Origin of the sequence: Rhodococcus sp. C3V (assembly GCF_029269915.1) — a bacterium.
Taxonomy (GTDB): domain Bacteria; phylum Actinomycetota; class Actinomycetes; order Mycobacteriales; family Mycobacteriaceae; genus Rhodococcus_F; species Rhodococcus_F qingshengii.
Map to the genome: position 1 here is coordinate 888,610 of NZ_JARJBE010000001.1, position 16,281 is coordinate 904,890.

The 16,281-nt window shown below is 62.6% G+C and carries 16 protein-coding genes; 7 read left to right on the forward strand and 9 right to left on the reverse strand.

What is annotated here, in order from left to right; translation table 11 throughout:
* Nucleotide 1 precedes the first annotated feature (1 nt).
* The 5 genes from P3G66_RS04415 to P3G66_RS04435 are packed head-to-tail and all read right to left on the reverse strand — an operon-like array spanning nt 2 to nt 4,896.
* Nucleotides 2-1,000 carry a helix-turn-helix domain-containing protein gene (locus P3G66_RS04415; protein WP_003940366.1) on the reverse strand — a complete coding sequence of 333 codons (999 nt, stop codon included), beginning with the start codon at nt 998-1,000 and terminating at the stop codon, nt 2-4.
* Nucleotides 997-1,947 (reverse strand): acyl-CoA thioesterase domain-containing protein, encoded by a 951-nt coding sequence (locus tag P3G66_RS04420; protein WP_276116233.1) that lies wholly within the window; start codon nt 1,945-1,947, stop codon nt 997-999. The genes P3G66_RS04415 and P3G66_RS04420 overlap by 4 nt, the downstream gene beginning before the upstream one ends.
* Nucleotides 1,944-2,768, reverse strand: coding sequence for a DUF1295 domain-containing protein (locus P3G66_RS04425; RefSeq protein ID WP_276116234.1), 825 nt, complete (start codon nt 2,766-2,768; stop codon nt 1,944-1,946). The genes P3G66_RS04420 and P3G66_RS04425 overlap by 4 nt, the downstream gene beginning before the upstream one ends.
* The gene (locus tag P3G66_RS04430) at nt 2,765-3,688 is read right to left on the reverse strand and encodes an SDR family NAD(P)-dependent oxidoreductase (RefSeq protein WP_276116235.1); all 924 of its coding nucleotides are present in this window, start codon (nt 3,686-3,688) and stop codon (nt 2,765-2,767) included. Before P3G66_RS04430 ends, P3G66_RS04425 begins: the two co-directional genes overlap by 4 nt.
* A complete protein-coding gene (locus P3G66_RS04435; RefSeq protein WP_218679783.1) occupies nt 3,685-4,896 on the reverse strand; it encodes an acetyl-CoA C-acyltransferase in 1,212 nt (403 codons plus the stop codon). Before P3G66_RS04435 ends, P3G66_RS04430 begins: the two co-directional genes overlap by 4 nt.
* 123 nt (nt 4,897-5,019) lie before the next feature.
* Between P3G66_RS04435 and P3G66_RS04440 the strand changes: the two genes are divergently transcribed.
* Genes P3G66_RS04440 through P3G66_RS04450 form a run of 3 tightly spaced genes read left to right on the forward strand, consistent with a single transcriptional unit; the run spans nt 5,020 to nt 8,546 of the window.
* Nucleotides 5,020-6,252: an acetyl-CoA acetyltransferase gene (locus P3G66_RS04440; RefSeq protein WP_276116236.1), complete on the forward strand. Its 1,233-nt coding sequence runs from the start codon at nt 5,020-5,022 to the stop codon at nt 6,250-6,252.
* A gap of 48 nt (nt 6,253-6,300) precedes the next feature.
* Entirely contained in the window at nt 6,301-7,818 is a 1,518-nt protein-coding gene (locus P3G66_RS04445) for a carotenoid oxygenase family protein (protein WP_276116237.1), read from the forward strand.
* The gene (locus P3G66_RS04450; protein ID WP_276116238.1) at nt 7,815-8,546 is read left to right on the forward strand and encodes a hypothetical protein; all 732 of its coding nucleotides are present in this window, start codon (nt 7,815-7,817) and stop codon (nt 8,544-8,546) included. Before P3G66_RS04445 ends, P3G66_RS04450 begins: the two co-directional genes overlap by 4 nt.
* Nucleotides 8,547-8,620: 74 nt before the next feature.
* Here the strand turns inward: P3G66_RS04450 and P3G66_RS04455 are convergent, their stop codons facing one another.
* The 4 genes from P3G66_RS04455 to P3G66_RS04470 are packed head-to-tail and all read right to left on the reverse strand — an operon-like array spanning nt 8,621 to nt 12,667.
* Nucleotides 8,621-10,264, reverse strand: coding sequence for a long-chain-fatty-acid--CoA ligase (locus P3G66_RS04455; RefSeq protein WP_276116239.1), 1,644 nt, complete (start codon nt 10,262-10,264; stop codon nt 8,621-8,623).
* Nucleotides 10,261-11,316 carry a dihydrodipicolinate reductase gene (locus tag P3G66_RS04460; RefSeq protein WP_003940172.1) on the reverse strand — a complete coding sequence of 352 codons (1,056 nt, stop codon included), beginning with the start codon at nt 11,314-11,316 and terminating at the stop codon, nt 10,261-10,263. Before P3G66_RS04460 ends, P3G66_RS04455 begins: the two co-directional genes overlap by 4 nt.
* Nucleotides 11,313-12,083, reverse strand: a complete 771-nt coding sequence (locus tag P3G66_RS04465; RefSeq protein ID WP_003940078.1) for an SDR family oxidoreductase — start codon at nt 12,081-12,083, stop codon at nt 11,313-11,315. The genes P3G66_RS04460 and P3G66_RS04465 overlap by 4 nt, the downstream gene beginning before the upstream one ends.
* Nucleotides 12,080-12,667, reverse strand: a complete 588-nt coding sequence (locus P3G66_RS04470; RefSeq protein ID WP_003939789.1) for a nuclear transport factor 2 family protein — start codon at nt 12,665-12,667, stop codon at nt 12,080-12,082. Before P3G66_RS04470 ends, P3G66_RS04465 begins: the two co-directional genes overlap by 4 nt.
* 114 nt (nt 12,668-12,781) lie before the next feature.
* Here P3G66_RS04470 and P3G66_RS04475 point away from each other — a divergent pair, with 114 nt between their 5' ends.
* The 4 genes from P3G66_RS04475 to P3G66_RS04490 are packed head-to-tail and all read left to right on the forward strand — an operon-like array spanning nt 12,782 to nt 16,280.
* Nucleotides 12,782-13,585 (forward strand): ABC transporter ATP-binding protein, encoded by an 804-nt coding sequence (locus P3G66_RS04475; protein WP_003940309.1) that lies wholly within the window; start codon nt 12,782-12,784, stop codon nt 13,583-13,585.
* Nucleotides 13,582-14,295 carry an ABC transporter ATP-binding protein gene (locus P3G66_RS04480; protein WP_003939931.1) on the forward strand — a complete coding sequence of 238 codons (714 nt, stop codon included), beginning with the start codon at nt 13,582-13,584 and terminating at the stop codon, nt 14,293-14,295. Before P3G66_RS04475 ends, P3G66_RS04480 begins: the two co-directional genes overlap by 4 nt.
* A gap of 3 nt (nt 14,296-14,298) precedes the next feature.
* The gene (locus P3G66_RS04485) at nt 14,299-15,195 is read left to right on the forward strand and encodes a branched-chain amino acid ABC transporter permease (protein WP_003940241.1); all 897 of its coding nucleotides are present in this window, start codon (nt 14,299-14,301) and stop codon (nt 15,193-15,195) included.
* Nucleotides 15,192-16,280, forward strand: coding sequence for a branched-chain amino acid ABC transporter permease (locus P3G66_RS04490; protein ID WP_276116241.1), 1,089 nt, complete (start codon nt 15,192-15,194; stop codon nt 16,278-16,280). The genes P3G66_RS04485 and P3G66_RS04490 overlap by 4 nt, the downstream gene beginning before the upstream one ends.
* Nucleotide 16,281: the final 1 nt, after the last annotated feature.

A 16,281-nucleotide genomic window follows, 5' to 3' on the forward strand; every position in this document is an offset into this window, starting at 1 on the left:
CTCAGGACCAACCGGACCCGGGTACGTGAACCGAGGTGGTGAGGTCGACGGCCTCGATGTCCGAAGACCTCAACTCTTCACCACACACACTGCAACCCAAGCGCGCTTCGAACCGTTTACCGCAGGCCTTGTGATGGAGAACGATGTCCGGTCCGTCCGCGGATCTGAACCAACGCTGACCCCAGGAGATCATGCACATCACCACGGGGAAATACGCCGTGCCCTTGGCGGTGAGTCGATACTCCGACCACTGTGGGCGATCCGGAAGCGGACGCGTTTCCATCACACCGATCTCGGTGAGGTGCTTCAAGCGATCCGCGACTATCGCCGGTGGTGCACCGGTGATCTCGGCGAACTCTCCGTAGCGGCGAGCGCCTCGGAAAGCTGCACCGATGATCGCCGCTGACCAGCGATTGCCGACAAGTTCCATCGTGTGAGCCAGAATTTCCGGACGGCGTTCGGACTTGGTGGAGCGTCGCCGCGATGTTGCTTCCGGGACACTGCGTGAGAAGTCCCCACTCGGACCCATTTGGGAGTCCAGGGATCGTACGTCCACGTCCTCGCCGCACTCCTTGCAGCGCAGGATCGGGGTGAAGTCGTTTCCGCAGGTGCTGTGCCGCAGTGGTGGAAGCGGCTGGGTTTCATTGGGCGCCCACTGCTTCTCCCACGACCACATGGTGATGAGGACGGGCCAGATCGACTGCCCTTTGCGGGTGACCGAGTATTCGTGCCTGGGCGGGTTCTGCTGATACTCACGACGCTCGAGCATTCCGCCGGCCGTCAGGACCGCCAACCGTGAGGACAATACGGAGTTGGAGATTCCCCCGAGGGCGAGCCAGTCGTTGTATCGCCGCGACCCCAACAGGGCGAATCGCAGAATCCAGAGGTTCCACTCGTCCCCCAACAACCCGAGCGTGACGGCCAGTGCGTTCGGACCGCCGGCAGGCAACTCGGTGACGCCCGCCGACGCGGTGGGTGTCGAAGATCCGGCTGCATTCACTCGTACCACCCCGAAATCATAGGCCGCGCACCCTGCGGCACCGCGAGACCGTACCGAATGGTCTGCAGAAAGAGTCGGGAATCACTCGGTGCGGGCATGAGTAACGCTTCCTGAGTGATCTGGCAGATCTGGAGTCCGGATCGATCGAAGGCCGCCGCATTCACGACTGCTCTGCCGGCGTGAGCTGTGGGGGTCGCGTGCTCGAAGAGCAGCCACTCGTCCGCTCGCACAGGGCGTTGAAACCACATCGTGTGATCGAGGGACACACCAATCCAGTCCGTGTCGAGCGAGTGCTCCTGCCCGATGTCGTAGCCGTGCGGAGTCAGTGCGGTTGCCATCAGCATCAGATCACTGGCATAAGCGAGAGCAGCCACGTGAATCAGTGGATCGTCGCTCAGCCGCTGAGCCGAACGCATCCAGATGTTGCGCGGAGGCGCCGCCGAATGCGCGGTGGGGGAGTGCGAATCAAGGGGGGAAACACGAATCTCGATGGCGGAGAACTCCTCCCACACCTCACCCAACCCACCGTCTGCCTCGGCCAACTCTTGCAACGTCACGCACTCAGTGGGCGGGAGTGCGGTAGGTACTGCGCGACTGTGAGTGATGCCCTCGTCGATCGAGGAGGCAGAGACCGTCGAACGGCAGACGAGTCGTCCGTCCTGGTGGACGTCGACGCCTCTGGTGGACAGGCGTTTTCCGTCCCGAAGGCGATCTACCGAGAACTCGGTCGCGCGATTCGTCGACCCCGGGCGAAGGAAGTGGGTGTGGACGGAACTGATCGCTTTGCCGTCGGTAACCGTGTGCCCGGCTGCGAGAATCGACTGGGCTACCAGTTGGCCGCCGAACAGCTGAGGCAGCCGAACACCGTCGTTCGACCCTTGCCACCGGTCCGGGCCGGTCGATTCCAGATCGAAGACGTCGGCGAGACCACTCGTGGGGGCGCTCACGACGCGTGGTTTCGTGCCGGACGGGGTGGACGAGGTAAGAATCCGCTGGTCCGGGCGACGTAGTCGTCGTAGGCCTGCCCCTTGCTCTTGCGCATGCCGCGTTCGAGAAGGGCCTTACCGCTGTAGCTCACCAGCAGTTTGATCATGACGATCGGAGAGACGATCGTGATCAGCGCCAATGGATCACCAAGCGCGAGGATGAACAGTCCGACCCAGACGCATGCATCACCGAAGTAGTTGGGATGGCGGGTCCAGGCCCAGAGCCCACGGTCCATCACCTTCCCGGCATTGGCCGGATCAGCTTTGAAGCGGGAAAGTTGGTAGTCTCCAACCGATTCGAAGACGAAGCCGACGGTCCAGACCGCGATGCCGATCGCGCCGAGGACTCCGAGGGCGCGAAACTCGTACATCGCGAACTGGACGGGCAGCGACACCACGAGAATGAGAACGCCCTGGAGGCCGTAGATATTGCGAATCAGGAACGGAACCAGCGGTCCCTGTTGATGTTTGAGCAGGGCAGTGTAGCGCTTGTCCTGCCCGTGCCCACGGTTTCGGAAGCCGATGTAGAGGCCGAGTCGCATTCCCCACACCACGGTCAGAGCCAGCACGACGAGGCGACGCAGATCGTTGCCGTCCGACCCGATGGACGTCAGGTACGAGACGACGGCGACGACGGCAAAGCCAGGCCCCCAGCAGATGTCGATGATCGAGTGATTGTTCATCCGGATGGCGACGGCCATCACGACTGCGATGAAGACGAGGACGGCGAGTGCGCTCACACCGAAGTTCAGTGCAAGGTCGCCCAGTGGGATGTCGGTCATGCGCGCGCTTTCCGATTGTGGTGGTCGAGCAGTTCGGAAGCGAAGTCCGCGAAGGCTTCCTGTGCGCTCGGATAGGTGTGAGGAGCGCCGAGTCGGCTGGTCACGAGTAGCGCGTCGAGCGCTTTGGCATCGAGTTCTGTGGTGGTGGGCAAGAACTCGGTCGAGCCCTCGACGGCGTCGGCCGAACGCACCCCGTTACCTGCCGTGACGATCACCTGCCCGTTGGTCGTGGACTCGGGATCGACGAGGACGGTGACCACCGGGGCTACCAGGTCGGCACCCATGATGTCGATGAATCGTGGATCCATTCCGGACTCGGTCATCTGCGTAGTGGCATAGGGCAGTACGACATTGGTGAACACATTGCGACTCGCACCTTCGCCGGCTGCGGTGCGTCCCAATGCGATGACGGCACCCTTGCTGGCGGCGTAGGCGGACACGGTGGGTTCCCCGTGCAGTCCTGCGGTCGAGGCAATCATCACGATGCGCCCGAATCCGGCTTCGCGCATCACTCGGGAGGCTTCGGCGGCGACCAGTGCGGTTCCGACGACGTTTGTCGTGATGACGGTGCTGAGGTTCTCGGCGGTAGTGCGATGAAGCATCTGTGGACCGCTGACCGCGGCGCTGGTGATGCAGAAATCGAGTCGTCCGAACCGAGTGAGAGCGTCGTCCACCAACTTTCGGCCGACCTCGGGGTCGGTGACGTCGTCGTGGTTGGCGACGGCCTGTCCACCGGTTTCGAGGATTTCGTCGACGACCTGATCTGCAGGGCCTCGGCCGCTCGAATCGAGTGTGCGATTCCGATTGTTCACGATCACCGTGACCCCTCGGCTCGCGAGATGCAATGCGACGGCACGGCCGAGGCCCTTACCCCCTCCCGTGACGACGGCAACGCGGCCCGAGAGTGAACTGACGGTCATGAGGCGACCCGTTCGACGAGCACCGCGACTCCGACACCGGCGGCGCCGCTGACCGCGGCCACACCGTAGCGTCCGTCGCTCCGTACCAGTTCGTCGACGCACGCGCCGACGAGAATTGCTCCGGTGGCGCCGAATGCATGGCCCATCGCCATCGTGCCGCCGTTGGGGTTCATGCGGTCCGGCCCGGCGTCAAGATCGCGGCGGAACCGTAGGCAGAGCGCGGAGAAGGCCTCTGCGAACTCGAACACGTCGATGTCCCGTGGACGAAGCCCGGCTCGAGCGATGACTGCCTCCACGGCGCTCTGACCCGCCGTGAGCATGAGAACCGGATTCACCGAAGTCGAGGCGGATCCGATGATCCGTGCGCGAGGGGTCAGGCCGGCTCTGGCCGCGGCTTTCTCGGATCCGAGGAGTAGGAGCGCTGCGCCGTCGGCCATGGCGGGAGAGGATCCGACGGTGTGCAGGTGTTCGATCTTTCCTATCTCGGGATAGGCAGCGAGCGCGAGTGCATCCTGACCGGCGGCGCCGAGCCCTTCGAAGGCGGCAGGCAGCGCTGCGAGTCCCTCTGCCGTCGTCTCTGCCCTGACCAGTTCGTCGTGAGCTGTTCCCGCTTCTCCGTTTCTGCCGGGGACAGGCACAACGGACCGCTCGAATGCGCCGTTGCGCCAGGCCTCGGCAGCCTTGTGCTGGGTTTCGACGCCGTAGGCATCCAACTCGTCGCGGGAGTACCCCTCGATCGTGGCATTCAAGTCGGCGGCAACACCCATGTGGATGGAACCGATCTGCGCGATAGTTGCCGGGTCGATCCACAGCGGTCCTCGATCACTGAACATCGGAGTCCGGGAGACACTTTCGACGCCACCGGCCACGACGAGGGACACGTCGTCGCCGCGAATGCGGGCCGCGCTCTGGCCGACTGCGTCGACGCCGGATGCGCAGAAACGATTGAGGGTCGCGCCGGGAACGGAATCGCCCCAACCGGCAAGGAGTGCGGCAGTTCTCGCGATGTTCGCGCCCTGCTCGTCCACCTGCGATGCGCAACCGAGAACGACGTCGTCGATCTGTTCTGCGGCGAGGTTCGTTCGACCCTGCAAAGCCTTGGCCAGGTGGACGACAAGATCGACTGGGCTGTGTTCGTGGAGGGCACCTCGCGTCGATGCTCGGCCGCGCGGTGTGCGCACGTAGTCGAGGACAAAAGCATCAGTCATTTTCAACCCTTCAATTAGTAGAGTTACTCTGCTAGTTGTAGTACGGTTGCGGTGAAATTACAACCGCCGTTGCACGGGTATCTCGGTGACGTCACCGAGGCCGGATCGGCAAGGGGAGAGGTCATGACTGTTTCGAACATTTGGATTCTCGGCGGGTATCAATCCGACTTCGCACGAAACTTCACCCGTGAGGAACTCGATTTCGCGAACCTTGCCGAAGAGGTGGTGAACCACACCCTGGACGCGGCGAAGGTTCCTGCCACCGACATAGAGGTGATCCACGTCGGTAATGCCTTCGGGCAATTGTTTGCCGGCCAAGGTCAGCTGGGCGCGATGCCCGCCACCGTGCATCCAGACCTGTGGGGTGTGCCCTCGTCTCGGCACGAGGCGGCGTGCGCATCGGGCAGTATCGCTGTACTTGCAGCGATGGCAGACCTGCGCGCCGGCAACTACGACGCGGCTCTGGTGATGGGTATCGAACTGGAGAAGACGGTTCCGGGTGATGACGCGGCCGGCCATCTGGGCGCCGCAGCCTGGGTCGGACACGAAGGTCAGGAAGCAAAATTCATGTGGCCGTACATGTTCGACCGTGTGTCGAAGGAGTACGGGCGGCGTTACGGGATCGACGAATCTCACCTTCGCGCGATCTCGCAGATCAACTTCGCAAACGCGAAGAACAACCCCAACGCGCAGACACGCGGTTGGGCGGTGCCCGATCTACTCGGAAATGCGGGTGGTGACGACACCACCAATCCCGTTGTGGAAGGTGGTGTTCGACGATTCGATTGCAGCCAGGTGACCGACGGTGGCGCCGGGATGGTGCTGGTGACGGACAAGTACCTGCGTGAACACCCTGGCGCCACGGCGACTCCGCTGGCCCACATCGCGGGCTGGGGTCATCGAACTGTCGGTTTAGGTCTCGAGCAGAAGCTTGCCCGCGACGCCGATAATCCCTACGTGATGCCACACGTTCGGGATGCGGTGATGGGTGCCTTCTCCCGGGCCGGAGTCGACCTGGCCGGGATAGACGGGATCGAAACACATGATTGTTTCACGGCGAGTGAGTATCTCGCGATCGACCACATCGGTCTGACCGCGCCCGGCGAGTCGTGGAAAGCCATCGAGAGTGGTGACATCGCCATGGGCGGCAAGCTACCGATCAACCCCAGCGGCGGTCTGATCGGCGGTGGTCATCCGGTGGGTGCCAGTGGTGTTCGAATGCTTCTCGACGCGGCCCATCAGGTGACGGGAACGGCCGGCGGTTTCCAAGTCGAGGGTGCGAGCCGCTTTGCGACGCTCAACTTCGGTGGAAGTACGGCCACCACCGTCAGTTTTGTCGTCGACGCAGTTTCCTGAAAGTGCAGCCCAACCCAGCCCTTCCCCATCAGTCGAAAAGAGAATTCCATGGACGTCGAAATCGTAGGCAAGTTGTTGTCCACCCTTCCCGCCGATGACGATCACCCGTATCGCACCGGCCCGTGGCAACCCCAGACCACCGAGTTCAAAGCGGACAACCTCGAAGTCGTATTCGGTGAGGTTCCGAAAGACCTCGACGGTGTCTACCTGCGTAACACCGAGAATCCGCTCCATCCCTCGATGAAGGCGTATCACCCCTTCGACGGTGACGGCATGATTCACATCGTGGGCTTTCGCGACGGAGAGTCGTTCTACCGCAACCGATTCGTACGTACCGACGGCTTGGCGGCAGAGCAGGATGCCGGCGCTGCGTTGTGGGCCGGGCTTGCCGAGTCTCCCAAACTCAGTCGCCCCGAGGGCGGCAAGGGTGCGCGCACCCGGATGAAGGACGCGTCCAGCACCGACGTCGTCGTTCACCGTGGGACTGCTCTCACCAGCTTCTACCAGTGCGGAGATCTGTATCGTCTCGATCCGATGTCGGCGGAGACACTCGGAAAGGAAAGCTGGAACGGCAAGTTCCCCTTCGAATGGGGTGTGTCCGCGCATCCGAAGGTGGACGACAAGACCGGAGAAATGCTGTTCTTCAACTACAGCAAGGAAGCGCCGTACATGCACTACGGCGTCGTGGACTCGGCCAACGAGTTGGTCCACTACGTCGACGTCCCACTTCCCGGTCCGCGCTTGCCGCACGACATGGCCTTCACGGAGAACTACGCGATCCTCAACGACTGCCCCTTGTTCTGGGATCCGGTTCTGCTGGAGAAGGGCGCGCACGTCGCGAATTTCCATCCCGATATCCCGCTGCGTCTCGGAGTCATCCCACGCCGCGGAAATACCTCTGACATCAAGTGGTTCGAAGCCGATTCGACCTACGTCCTGCACTTCGTGAACGCCTACGAAGAGGGCGACGAGATTGTTCTGGACGGTTTCTACCAGGGTGATCCGGAACCGTCGGACAACGGTATGGGCAATCAGTGGGAACGCGCCTTCCGTTTCCTCGCTCTCGATCGCATGCAGACCCGGCTTCACCGCTGGCGTTTGAACCTGGCCACCGGAGCCACGCGTGAAGAGCAACTCAGTGACTCGATCACTGAATTCGGCATGATGAACAGCAATTTCGCGGGCGAGAAGTACCGATACGCCTATGCGGCTTCGGGTAAACCGTCGTGGTTCCTGTTCGACGGCTTGGTCAAACACGACCTGCTGACGGGGAACGAGGAACGATTCTCCTTCGGTGACGGCGTGTATGGAAGCGAGACCTCGATGGCGCCGCGCGTGGGTGGTACCGCCGAAGACGACGGCTATCTCATCACGTTGACCACCGACATGAACGAGGACGCGTCCTTCTGCCTGATCTTCGACGCTGCCCGCGTCGGAGACGGACCGTTGTGCAAACTTCGCCTTCCCGAACGAATTTCGAGTGGCACCCACTCGACGTGGGCGCCGGGCGCCGAGCTCCGACGCTGGCAGAGTACCGACACAGCCGCCGAAGCGGTCGGACTGTGACGGGCACGCACGACGCGGGCACGTGGGAGATCCTGCGGCAGGTTGTGATCGGTGCACGAGACCTGGACAAGACCGGTCAACAATTGCGTGAAGCATTGAATCTGGCACCAGGATTCGCGGATCCACTGCTCGAAGACATCGGTTTGGCCGACGAGACCCTAGCCGTCGGGCCGCAGACTTTTCTCGAGATCGTCGCACCGCTCGACGAGACGGTCTCGCTGGCGAGATGGATCCGCAAGGGCGGAGGGGAGGGCGGCTATGCACTCTCGATCCAGGTTTCGAACATCGAGCCCTATCTGGAACGTGCAGCTGCGGCCGATGTTCGGACGGTGGCCGATCTCGAGGCCTACGGTCACCGGATCGTCCAACTTCATCCCGGTGATCTCGGACTGCTCGTAGAACTCGACGAGATTCCCGACGCCGACGAGTGGTTCTGGGATGAGACGGAGAAGGAGGTTTCCCTCGATCCCTGGGTCGACGACATCCTCGGCGTCGACGTGTCCTCGCCCGATCCGGCCAGGACGGCGACGCTGTGGGCCGAAGTGTTCGGAAAGAAACCGGTCTCGGCGCAACCACTCTCGATCAGGCTGGGATCACGCGTCGTGTCGTTCGTTCCGGGGGAGCGGTCGATGCTCACTGCAATCGATCTGGCGGCGTCGAGCGGCGCGTCTGCCGTCGAGCCCGGGCTGAGTGTCGGCGGCGTGGAATTCCGGATTCACCCACGCTGAGCGTGCTTCACATCGAACGACAGAAATCGGGGCCGATCGCTCGAAGCGACCGGCCCCGAATTCGTGTCATGGACTCAAGCGAAGTCCTGTCGCAAACGAGTCTTGAGCAGCTTCCCGCTAGCGTTGCGTGGCAGCTCCTCGATGAACCGAACCGCACTGGGGCACTTGAAGTGAGCCAGTCGCTCGCGTGACCACTCGATGATCTCCGCTTCGGTTGCATCCGAATCAGCAGCTCGAACGACCACGGCAAGGGGAGTCTCACCCCACCGATCGGAGTGAACGCCGACTACCGCGACCTCGCGGATGCCGGGGTGCCCGGAGAGAACACTCTCCACCTCGGCCGGATAGACGTTCTCACCGCCGGAGACGATCATGTCCTTGAGGCGGTCGTGGAGGTAGAGATAGCCGTCCTCGTCGAACGATCCGCCGTCTCCGGTGCGAAGCCAGTCGCCGTCCAACATGGTGGCCGCAGTTGCTGCTTCGTTACGCCAGTAACGCTTCATGACGTGAGCGCCGCCGATGACGACCTCGCCGCGGGTACCGACCGGGACGTCTTCGAGCGTCACGGGATCGACGATGCGGATGGGCACTCCGAACATCGGCTGCCCGACGGACTTCAACCGATGCGCGGTCGACTCGTCGGTCGCCCGATGATCTTCCGGGGTCAGCATGGTGACGCCGCCGGTCGACTCGGTGAGTCCGTATGCCTGCAGGAAACTACACCCGAAGACCTCGGTCGCGTCTTGCAACAGGGGCAGTGGCATCGGCGCGGCTCCGTAGACCAGGAACTGCAGGGCACTCCAATCTGCCTCGCGCACAGCCGGAAGGGAGGTCAGGACGCTGATCACCGCGGGAACGGCGACCGCATGCGTGACTTTGTACTCCTGCATCAGCGCGACGAGTTCGAGAGGTCCGGCGATGGTTTCGAGCAGTAGAGCGCCACCGCCGAGCGTCGTGACCAGGGCGAGACCCAGTCCGGCCACATGGAAGAACGGAACCGGGCACATAGCCACGGAGTCGGTGTCGAGATCGAGCAGGTGATACATGGTGGCGAGGGCACGGCCGAGGTTGGCGCCGGTGAGTTCGATTCCCTTGGGGTGACCGGTGGTTCCCGACGAGTAGAAGATCAGCGCTGTGTCGTCGGGGCGGCGCGACGACCCCGGATCGTCGTCGCCGACACCGGAAAGCCAGTCGTTCCACGAGATCGAGTTTCCGACGCCATCCACCGTGACGACGGTACGGACGCTACCGACCGCCGCGGCGACGTCGGAGAGGCCCTCATCGCCTGCTCCGAGTACGACGACGGTCGGCTCGCTGTTGCTCAGGATGTAGTCGACCTCGCCCGGTGCCAGCCGATTGTTGACGGCCGTCAGGATCGAGCCCATCTTCGAAGATCCGTACAGGACGGAGAGGAAAGACGGTGCATTGGCCCCGATGTACGCCACCCGGTCGCCGGGTCGAACACCATCGCGCAGAAGTGCATTCGCGACACGATTTGTTTCGATGTCGAGTTCGCGGAAACTGGTACGCCCGTCATCGGAGATGACGGCGGTGCTCTCCGGACTGGCAATCGCCCGGCTGCGCAGCAAGTCTTCCAGATTCTGCACGGGGCGACCGTCGGGCAGGAGCGCGTTCACGGAAGGTTCACGGACGGCAGGTTCACGGGTAGCAGGTTCACGGGTGGCAGTCGAACCTACGGCCGTCGGCTGAGTTGTCATGCTGAATGCTCCAATCTGAAGGGGGCAAAGACAGGGGGTTCGAAAATGCCGGCGGGAGCAGCGAGTACATGCTCGACGGCGCGTAGTGCCGGGCCTGCAGTGATGAACTGACCGGCTGTCGTGCGACTGTTCGGATCTTGTGGTTCGACCAGGTTGACGGTCATCACGATCTCGGGTTTGCCGAAGAGGTGGACTTCCCATTGGTCCCGTCCCGCGTATTCGTCGCGATCAGGTTCCATGGTCCAGATGATGGCGAGGGTGAGGAACTGCTTTCCGTCGACTATTGCGTGCCAGCGCCATTCGGTGGTTCCGACGGTTCCCGCGGCGATGCGTCCGGCGGCGACGTCGAGATCCGTACGTGCCGGAACGACCCTGTGATCGGACACGACCTCGTCGTAGGTGACGCCCAGGCGCTCGCACATGAACGCGATGGTCTCGAGGTACAGCGACGCGTACAGCGAGGGCAACGGCCCGGTTCCGTCCAGTTCCTCCGGGGGCGAACCCATTCCCATGACGGTGAACGCGAAGTCGGGGTCAGGCATGCCGCGAGCGTCGAGCACCTCGTCGATCGTAATTCGGTCGAGTTCGATCGATGTTCCCGTCAGCGCCAACGCCAATCGCTCGCCGATGACACCTGGGCTCACGCCGACCCCGTAGAGCGTCGAATCGCCTTCCTTGCATGCTTGGGCGAACATGTGCTCGCGTTCGGTGCCGTGTGCGCGGGGGAAGTGCTGCCCGGCCGTCGTGATCACGTTGATCCCGGCGCGAAGCAGACGGCACAGATCGTCGTCGTGGCGTTCGTACGGAATCTGCAACCGCGGACTGTGGATGAGAACCTGTGGGCGCGAGCGGATGATCTCGTCCACGTCGCGTGTAGCGATCACCCCCGTCGGTGCTCGTCTGGCGATGTCACCGGCGTCTCGACCCGCCTTGGCGTCGCTGTACACGTAGAGGCCGACCAACTCGAGGTCGGGACGATCGATGATTCCGCGTAGCGCGGTCTTGCCGATGGCGCCGGTCGCCCACTGGGCAACACGAATCGGATCGCTCATGATCGGGTGGTCAGTTCGCCGGCGAAGAGGAGCTTGCCCAGTCCGCGTTCGTACCGAATCGGATCGCGGGCCAGGCGCGCACGCGCGTCGATTGCCATGAAATCGGTGTCGCACGTCCACTCGCCGCGTTGCATGGCGGCGAGTCCGGTTGCCGCGATGTCGAGAGGGTTTTCCTTGTGGCCCTGCACATGTGACGCCATGCGGGTGTCGACGCTGCCGACGATCAACGACGTGACGGTGATGCCGTGCGGTTCGAGTTCGGCGCGAGCGATGCCGCCGAGCGACAGAGCAGCCGCCTTGGCCGGTGAATAGCCACCCATGAAGGCGGTCGGAGCGATTGCGGCCACCGACAGGACGTTGACTATCGATCCTCCGCCGCGGGCGGCGAGTACCGGCGCGAAGGCGCGGATCATCGTCAGAGGCCCGAAGTAGTTGACCTCCATCTCGGCTCGCGCAGCCGCTTGGTCGTCGGCCTCGATCAACCGATTCCCGGTGAACAGTCCGGCATTGTTGACGACCACTGTGGTGTCACCGCACGCCCTGGCCGCTGCATCGACGAGTCCTGGATCGGTCACGTCGAGTTCGACGATGTGTGCTCCGGTGGATCGCAGCTCGGCGGGCGCCTCGTCGGGATTTCTCACCCCTGCATAAATTTTGGCGGCACCCATCGACTTCGCCTGTTGGACGAAGGCCAAGCCGAGCCCTCGATTGGCGCCGGTGACGAGGACAGTCGCGCCCTCTATCGGCGTTCCGCGAAACCTTGTCATGAGTGCTCCTGTGTCTGCCGTGTGTAGATGAGGTCGTCGGGAAATTTCTTGCTCTTCTTCAAAGACGTTTCAGGCGCGAGCATCCCGAAGATCCAGCCTTCGGCTGTGGCCATGTCGTGGTTCCAGTCCCACCGCAGTGCGCGGTGGCGGATTCCCCACCTGCCGTCCTCGTAGCCGAAGCGGTCGATCAGGCGCGCCGAGGTGAGTGTGTCGGCTATGCCGTCCGAGTGCTTGATTCGCGCGAAGGCAAGCACGTAGGACTCGACGTGTGCTGTGTCCCCGTCGAGTTCGACCAAGACGTTGGTCATCGCGTGGGTGGTCAGTGACCGTGGGTGGGTGATGGCCCCGGCGATGTGGTCGATGTAGTCGTCGGCGGTGCCGGTGAAGACACCCCCGTGGTCTTCGGTTGCGCCGGGCAGATAACACCGCCTGGCGTCCTCGACGTCGCCGCGGTCTGCGGCTCGGAGGAAACGAGCCAGTACCTCGTAGATTTCCTGCTTGGCGACGAGCGCGTCGACCGGGCTGTAGTCCCTGACGTCTGGGCCCCCGCCGCTGTCGACTGCGTGAATGTTGTTGGACCTCACGATGATGTCCCTTCTCGGCTCCGGATCGGGGGCCGCACGTTGACGAAGTGCCTCTGTTTACTGTAGTAATCTCTATCACACTGTTAATTGAAGTGTCACGAGGAGGTGAAACCAATGCTTGGAAACACACCACCCGCACAACCTGCGAATGACCCGGTCGTACTCACGCTCTCCGATGTATCGATCGAATTCGGCGGAGTCACGGCTCTCGACGACGTCGGCTTCGACGTCCACGCCGGCCAGATCTGCGGACTCATCGGGCCGAACGGCGCTGGTAAGACCACGCTGTTCAACTGCATCACAAGGATTTACGAACCGAGTCGCGGTGTCATCACCTGGCAAGGAACCGACCTCTTGGGATTGCGGCCCTATGCATTGGCATCTGCAGGGATCGCTCGGACCTTCCAGAATCTCGCACTGTTCAGCGGCATGAGCGTCTTCGACAACACCATGGTCGGCGGATCGTCTCGGGGCCGCTTCGGACTGGCGAGCGGGCTTCTCGGCTGGCCTCCAGCGCGCGCCCGAGTCCGAGAACTGCGAGAGAAGGCCTGGTACCTGCTCGAACGCCTCGAACTCGTCGACGTCGCGAACGCGCCGGCAGCAGGCCTTCCGTTCGGAACACTCAAGCGCGTCGAACTGGCACGAGCATTGATGTCCGAGCCTTCGCTGCTTCTGCTCGACGAGCCCGCCGGCGGGCTCACACACAGCGAAGTCAAGGAGTTGGGAGAACTGATCGTCTCGCTCCGCGACGACTTCGGCTTCGGAGCGCTTCTGGTCGAACACCACATGGGATTGGTGCTGGGTATCTCCGATCACGTTGTCGCACTGAACTTCGGCCACAAGATCGCTGAAGGTACTCCGGCGGAGATCCAGCAGAACGACGCCGTGATCAATGCTTATCTGGGGCGAGCGGCATGAGCCTGCTGAGCGTCGATGATCTGCATGCCGGTTACGGGCGAGGCAATGTACTGCACGGGGTGTCGCTCGACGTGGAACCCGGCGGGGTCGCTGTTGTTCTCGGCGCGAACGGTGCCGGCAAGACCACCATGATGCGCGCGCTTGCCGGATTGATTCCGCACCAGGGAACGATCACCTTCAACGGTTCGCCGCTCGGATCCAAACCTGAACGCGCCGTGGCCGCCGGCGTCAGCCTTGTCCCACAGGGCCGTGGAACTCTCGGTCAACTGTCGGTACGTGACAACCTGCTCGTCGGCGCTGCGCTTCGCAACGACAAGGCGGAGATCGAGGCCGACATCGAGCGGTGGTGTGAGACATTTCCGGTGCTCGCGAGGAGGTCCACACAGTTGGCCGGTTCGCTGTCAGGCGGTGAACAGCAGATGCTCGCGGTCGCGCGGGCATTGATGAGCCGTCCCACCCTGCTTTTGTGCGACGAACCGAGCCTGGGTCTGGCGCCCATCGTCATCGCCGAATTGTTCGACACGCTCGGTGCGATCAACCGGAGCGACGGAACTGCACTGCTGATCGTGGAACAGAATGCCGATCTCGCGATGAAACTCGCGTCGAAGGTCTTCCTGCTCGACGTAGGCACCATCGTCGCTGCCGGCACGCCCGAGGAATTTCGTTCGGACGACGTCGTGCGCAGCGCCTATCTCGGGTACCAGGAGTAAACGGTGACACTCTTTCTCGAACGACTCATCTCCGGATTGACCAACGGCTCGATCTACGCAATTCTCGCGCTGGCACTCGTGGTGGTGTTCCGTGCCACCGGCACGATCAACTTCGCTCAGGGCGAGTTGGCCCTGTTCACAACCTTCGTGGCGTGGTGGCTCACAACGATGTCCTGGCCGATCTGGGCCGCGATCGGAGCGGCTCTCGCTCTCGGCTTCCTGCTCGGGGCGTTGATGGAGCGTCTGCTCATCCGGCCGGTTCAACGTAGAAGTGACATGGCAGTGCTGATAGTGGCACTGGGATTGTTCACCGGGCTCAACTCGTTGGCCGGAATGCTGTGGGGGAGCGAAACGAAGATCATGCCGAGCCCGTTTCCCAACGGTCCCACCGACTACATCTCGGTGGGCGGCGCGCGCGTGTACGGCGACGCACTGGGCGTACTGGTTGCGCTCGTTGTCCTACTTGTGTTGATGTCCTTGCTCTTTCGCAAGACGAGAGTCGGTCTGCACATGCGTGCCGTCGCGGACAATGCCGAATCTGCCACTCTCGCCGGAGTTCCGACCAGCCGGATACTCGCAATCGGCTGGGGTGTTGCGGCAGCGATCGGCGCACTGGCCGGTGTCCTGGTCACTCCGCTCTCGCCGCAACAACTCGGCCTCACGACCATGTTCCCGATCTTCATCGCAGCATCTGCGGCAGCGCTGTTCGGCGGTCTGGACAGTCTTGTCGGCGCAGTTGTGGGTGGGTTGACGATCGGTGTTCTGGAATCGATGCTCAGCGGCTACATTTCGGTCATCGGCGGTTCGCTGCAGCAGACATCCGCGCTACTGATCATCGTGGTGATCCTCTTCGTCAGACCCAATGGACTGTTCGGTACCAAGAAACTGGAGCGGGTATGACGACGCTTGCCGAGAGAAATGAACCCGCGGTCGCCGAAAAGGCAGTCAGGCAGCCGCGTGTGGTGGTTGCCGGATCGACGTCGTACCGGATACTCCAACTGGTTCTGCTGGTGGCTGCCGTCTGTGCCCTGCTCCTCGTGTCGCAGAGCGCGCCGTTTCGCGTGGGGCAATTCACGAGTGTCTTCATCATCGCGATTGCCATCGCCGGACTGAATATCGTCAGCGGGTACACCGGACTTCTGTCGATCGGCCATTCTGCCTTCTTCGGCCTCGGCGCGTACACGACCGGCGTTCTGATCGTCGATCGCGGATACTCGCCGTTGACCACAATCCCGATGGCCGTCGTATTGTGTTTCGTACTAGGACTTCTCGTCGGGCTTCCCTCGTTGCGGATCAAGGGGCTGTATCTGGCTCTCGTTACCCTCGCCGTCGCTGTGGCGTTTCCCGAAGTGATCCGCAAGACCGGGGATCTCACCGGTGGCGCGGCCGGCATGGTCGTTCGTGCGAATCTTCTGGTCCCGCCGAAATGGACGGGTTTGACCCGCGCGGACACCTATCTCTGGATCTTCTGGGTTTCGGTAGTGACGCTGGCAGTGGTCATGCTCCTGATCCGCAATCTCGTCAAGAGTCGATTCGGTCTGGCAATGGTTGCGGTGCGCGACAACGAGATTGCGGCGAGTGCAAACGGCATCAACGTCGCGCGGGTCAAGATTCTCGCTTTCGGACTTTCCGGCGCGATCACCGGTCTGGCAGGTTCGCTGTTCACGATGTACATCGGCGCGCTCTCACCCGAGTCCTTTTCGCTGATGAAGTCGATCGAGTTCATCACCGGACTGGTGTTGGGCGGAATCGCAACGCAATTCGGCCCGATCGTCGGGGCGACGGCAGTGGTGTTCCTGCCGTACTACACCGGAAGCGTCACCGACGGCCCCGTGTCGGGAGTGGTGTTCGGCGCGGTGCTGATCGTGATCGTGTTCTTGATGCCGGACGGAATCGTCGGCCGGATCAACAGCGTTCTCCGACGGTTTGTCCTCGTGGTTCCCGCAGATCATCCCAGGTATCGCGAGGGTGAACCCCGCACCTGAG

Coding starts and splice junctions, on each gene's coding strand:
- P3G66_RS04425 (WP_276116234.1), bottom strand. CDS start 2,768: ATGACCGACATCCCACTGGGCGACCTTGCACTGAACTTCGGTGTGAGC.
- P3G66_RS04465 (WP_003940078.1), bottom strand. CDS start 12,083: ATGACAAGGTTTCGCGGAACGCCGATAGAGGGCGCGACTGTCCTCGTC.
- P3G66_RS04440 (WP_276116236.1), top strand. CDS start 5,020: ATGACTGTTTCGAACATTTGGATTCTCGGCGGGTATCAATCCGACTTC.
- P3G66_RS04430 (WP_276116235.1), bottom strand. CDS start 3,688: ATGACCGTCAGTTCACTCTCGGGCCGCGTTGCCGTCGTCACGGGAGGG.
- P3G66_RS04435 (WP_218679783.1), bottom strand. CDS start 4,896: ATGACTGATGCTTTTGTCCTCGACTACGTGCGCACACCGCGCGGCCGA.
- P3G66_RS04445 (WP_276116237.1), top strand. CDS start 6,301: ATGGACGTCGAAATCGTAGGCAAGTTGTTGTCCACCCTTCCCGCCGAT.
- P3G66_RS04490 (WP_276116241.1), top strand. CDS start 15,192: ATGACGACGCTTGCCGAGAGAAATGAACCCGCGGTCGCCGAAAAGGCA.
- P3G66_RS04480 (WP_003939931.1), top strand. CDS start 13,582: ATGAGCCTGCTGAGCGTCGATGATCTGCATGCCGGTTACGGGCGAGGC.
- P3G66_RS04475 (WP_003940309.1), top strand. CDS start 12,782: ATGCTTGGAAACACACCACCCGCACAACCTGCGAATGACCCGGTCGTA.
- P3G66_RS04455 (WP_276116239.1), bottom strand. CDS start 10,264: ATGACAACTCAGCCGACGGCCGTAGGTTCGACTGCCACCCGTGAACCT.
- P3G66_RS04460 (WP_003940172.1), bottom strand. CDS start 11,316: ATGAGCGATCCGATTCGTGTTGCCCAGTGGGCGACCGGCGCCATCGGC.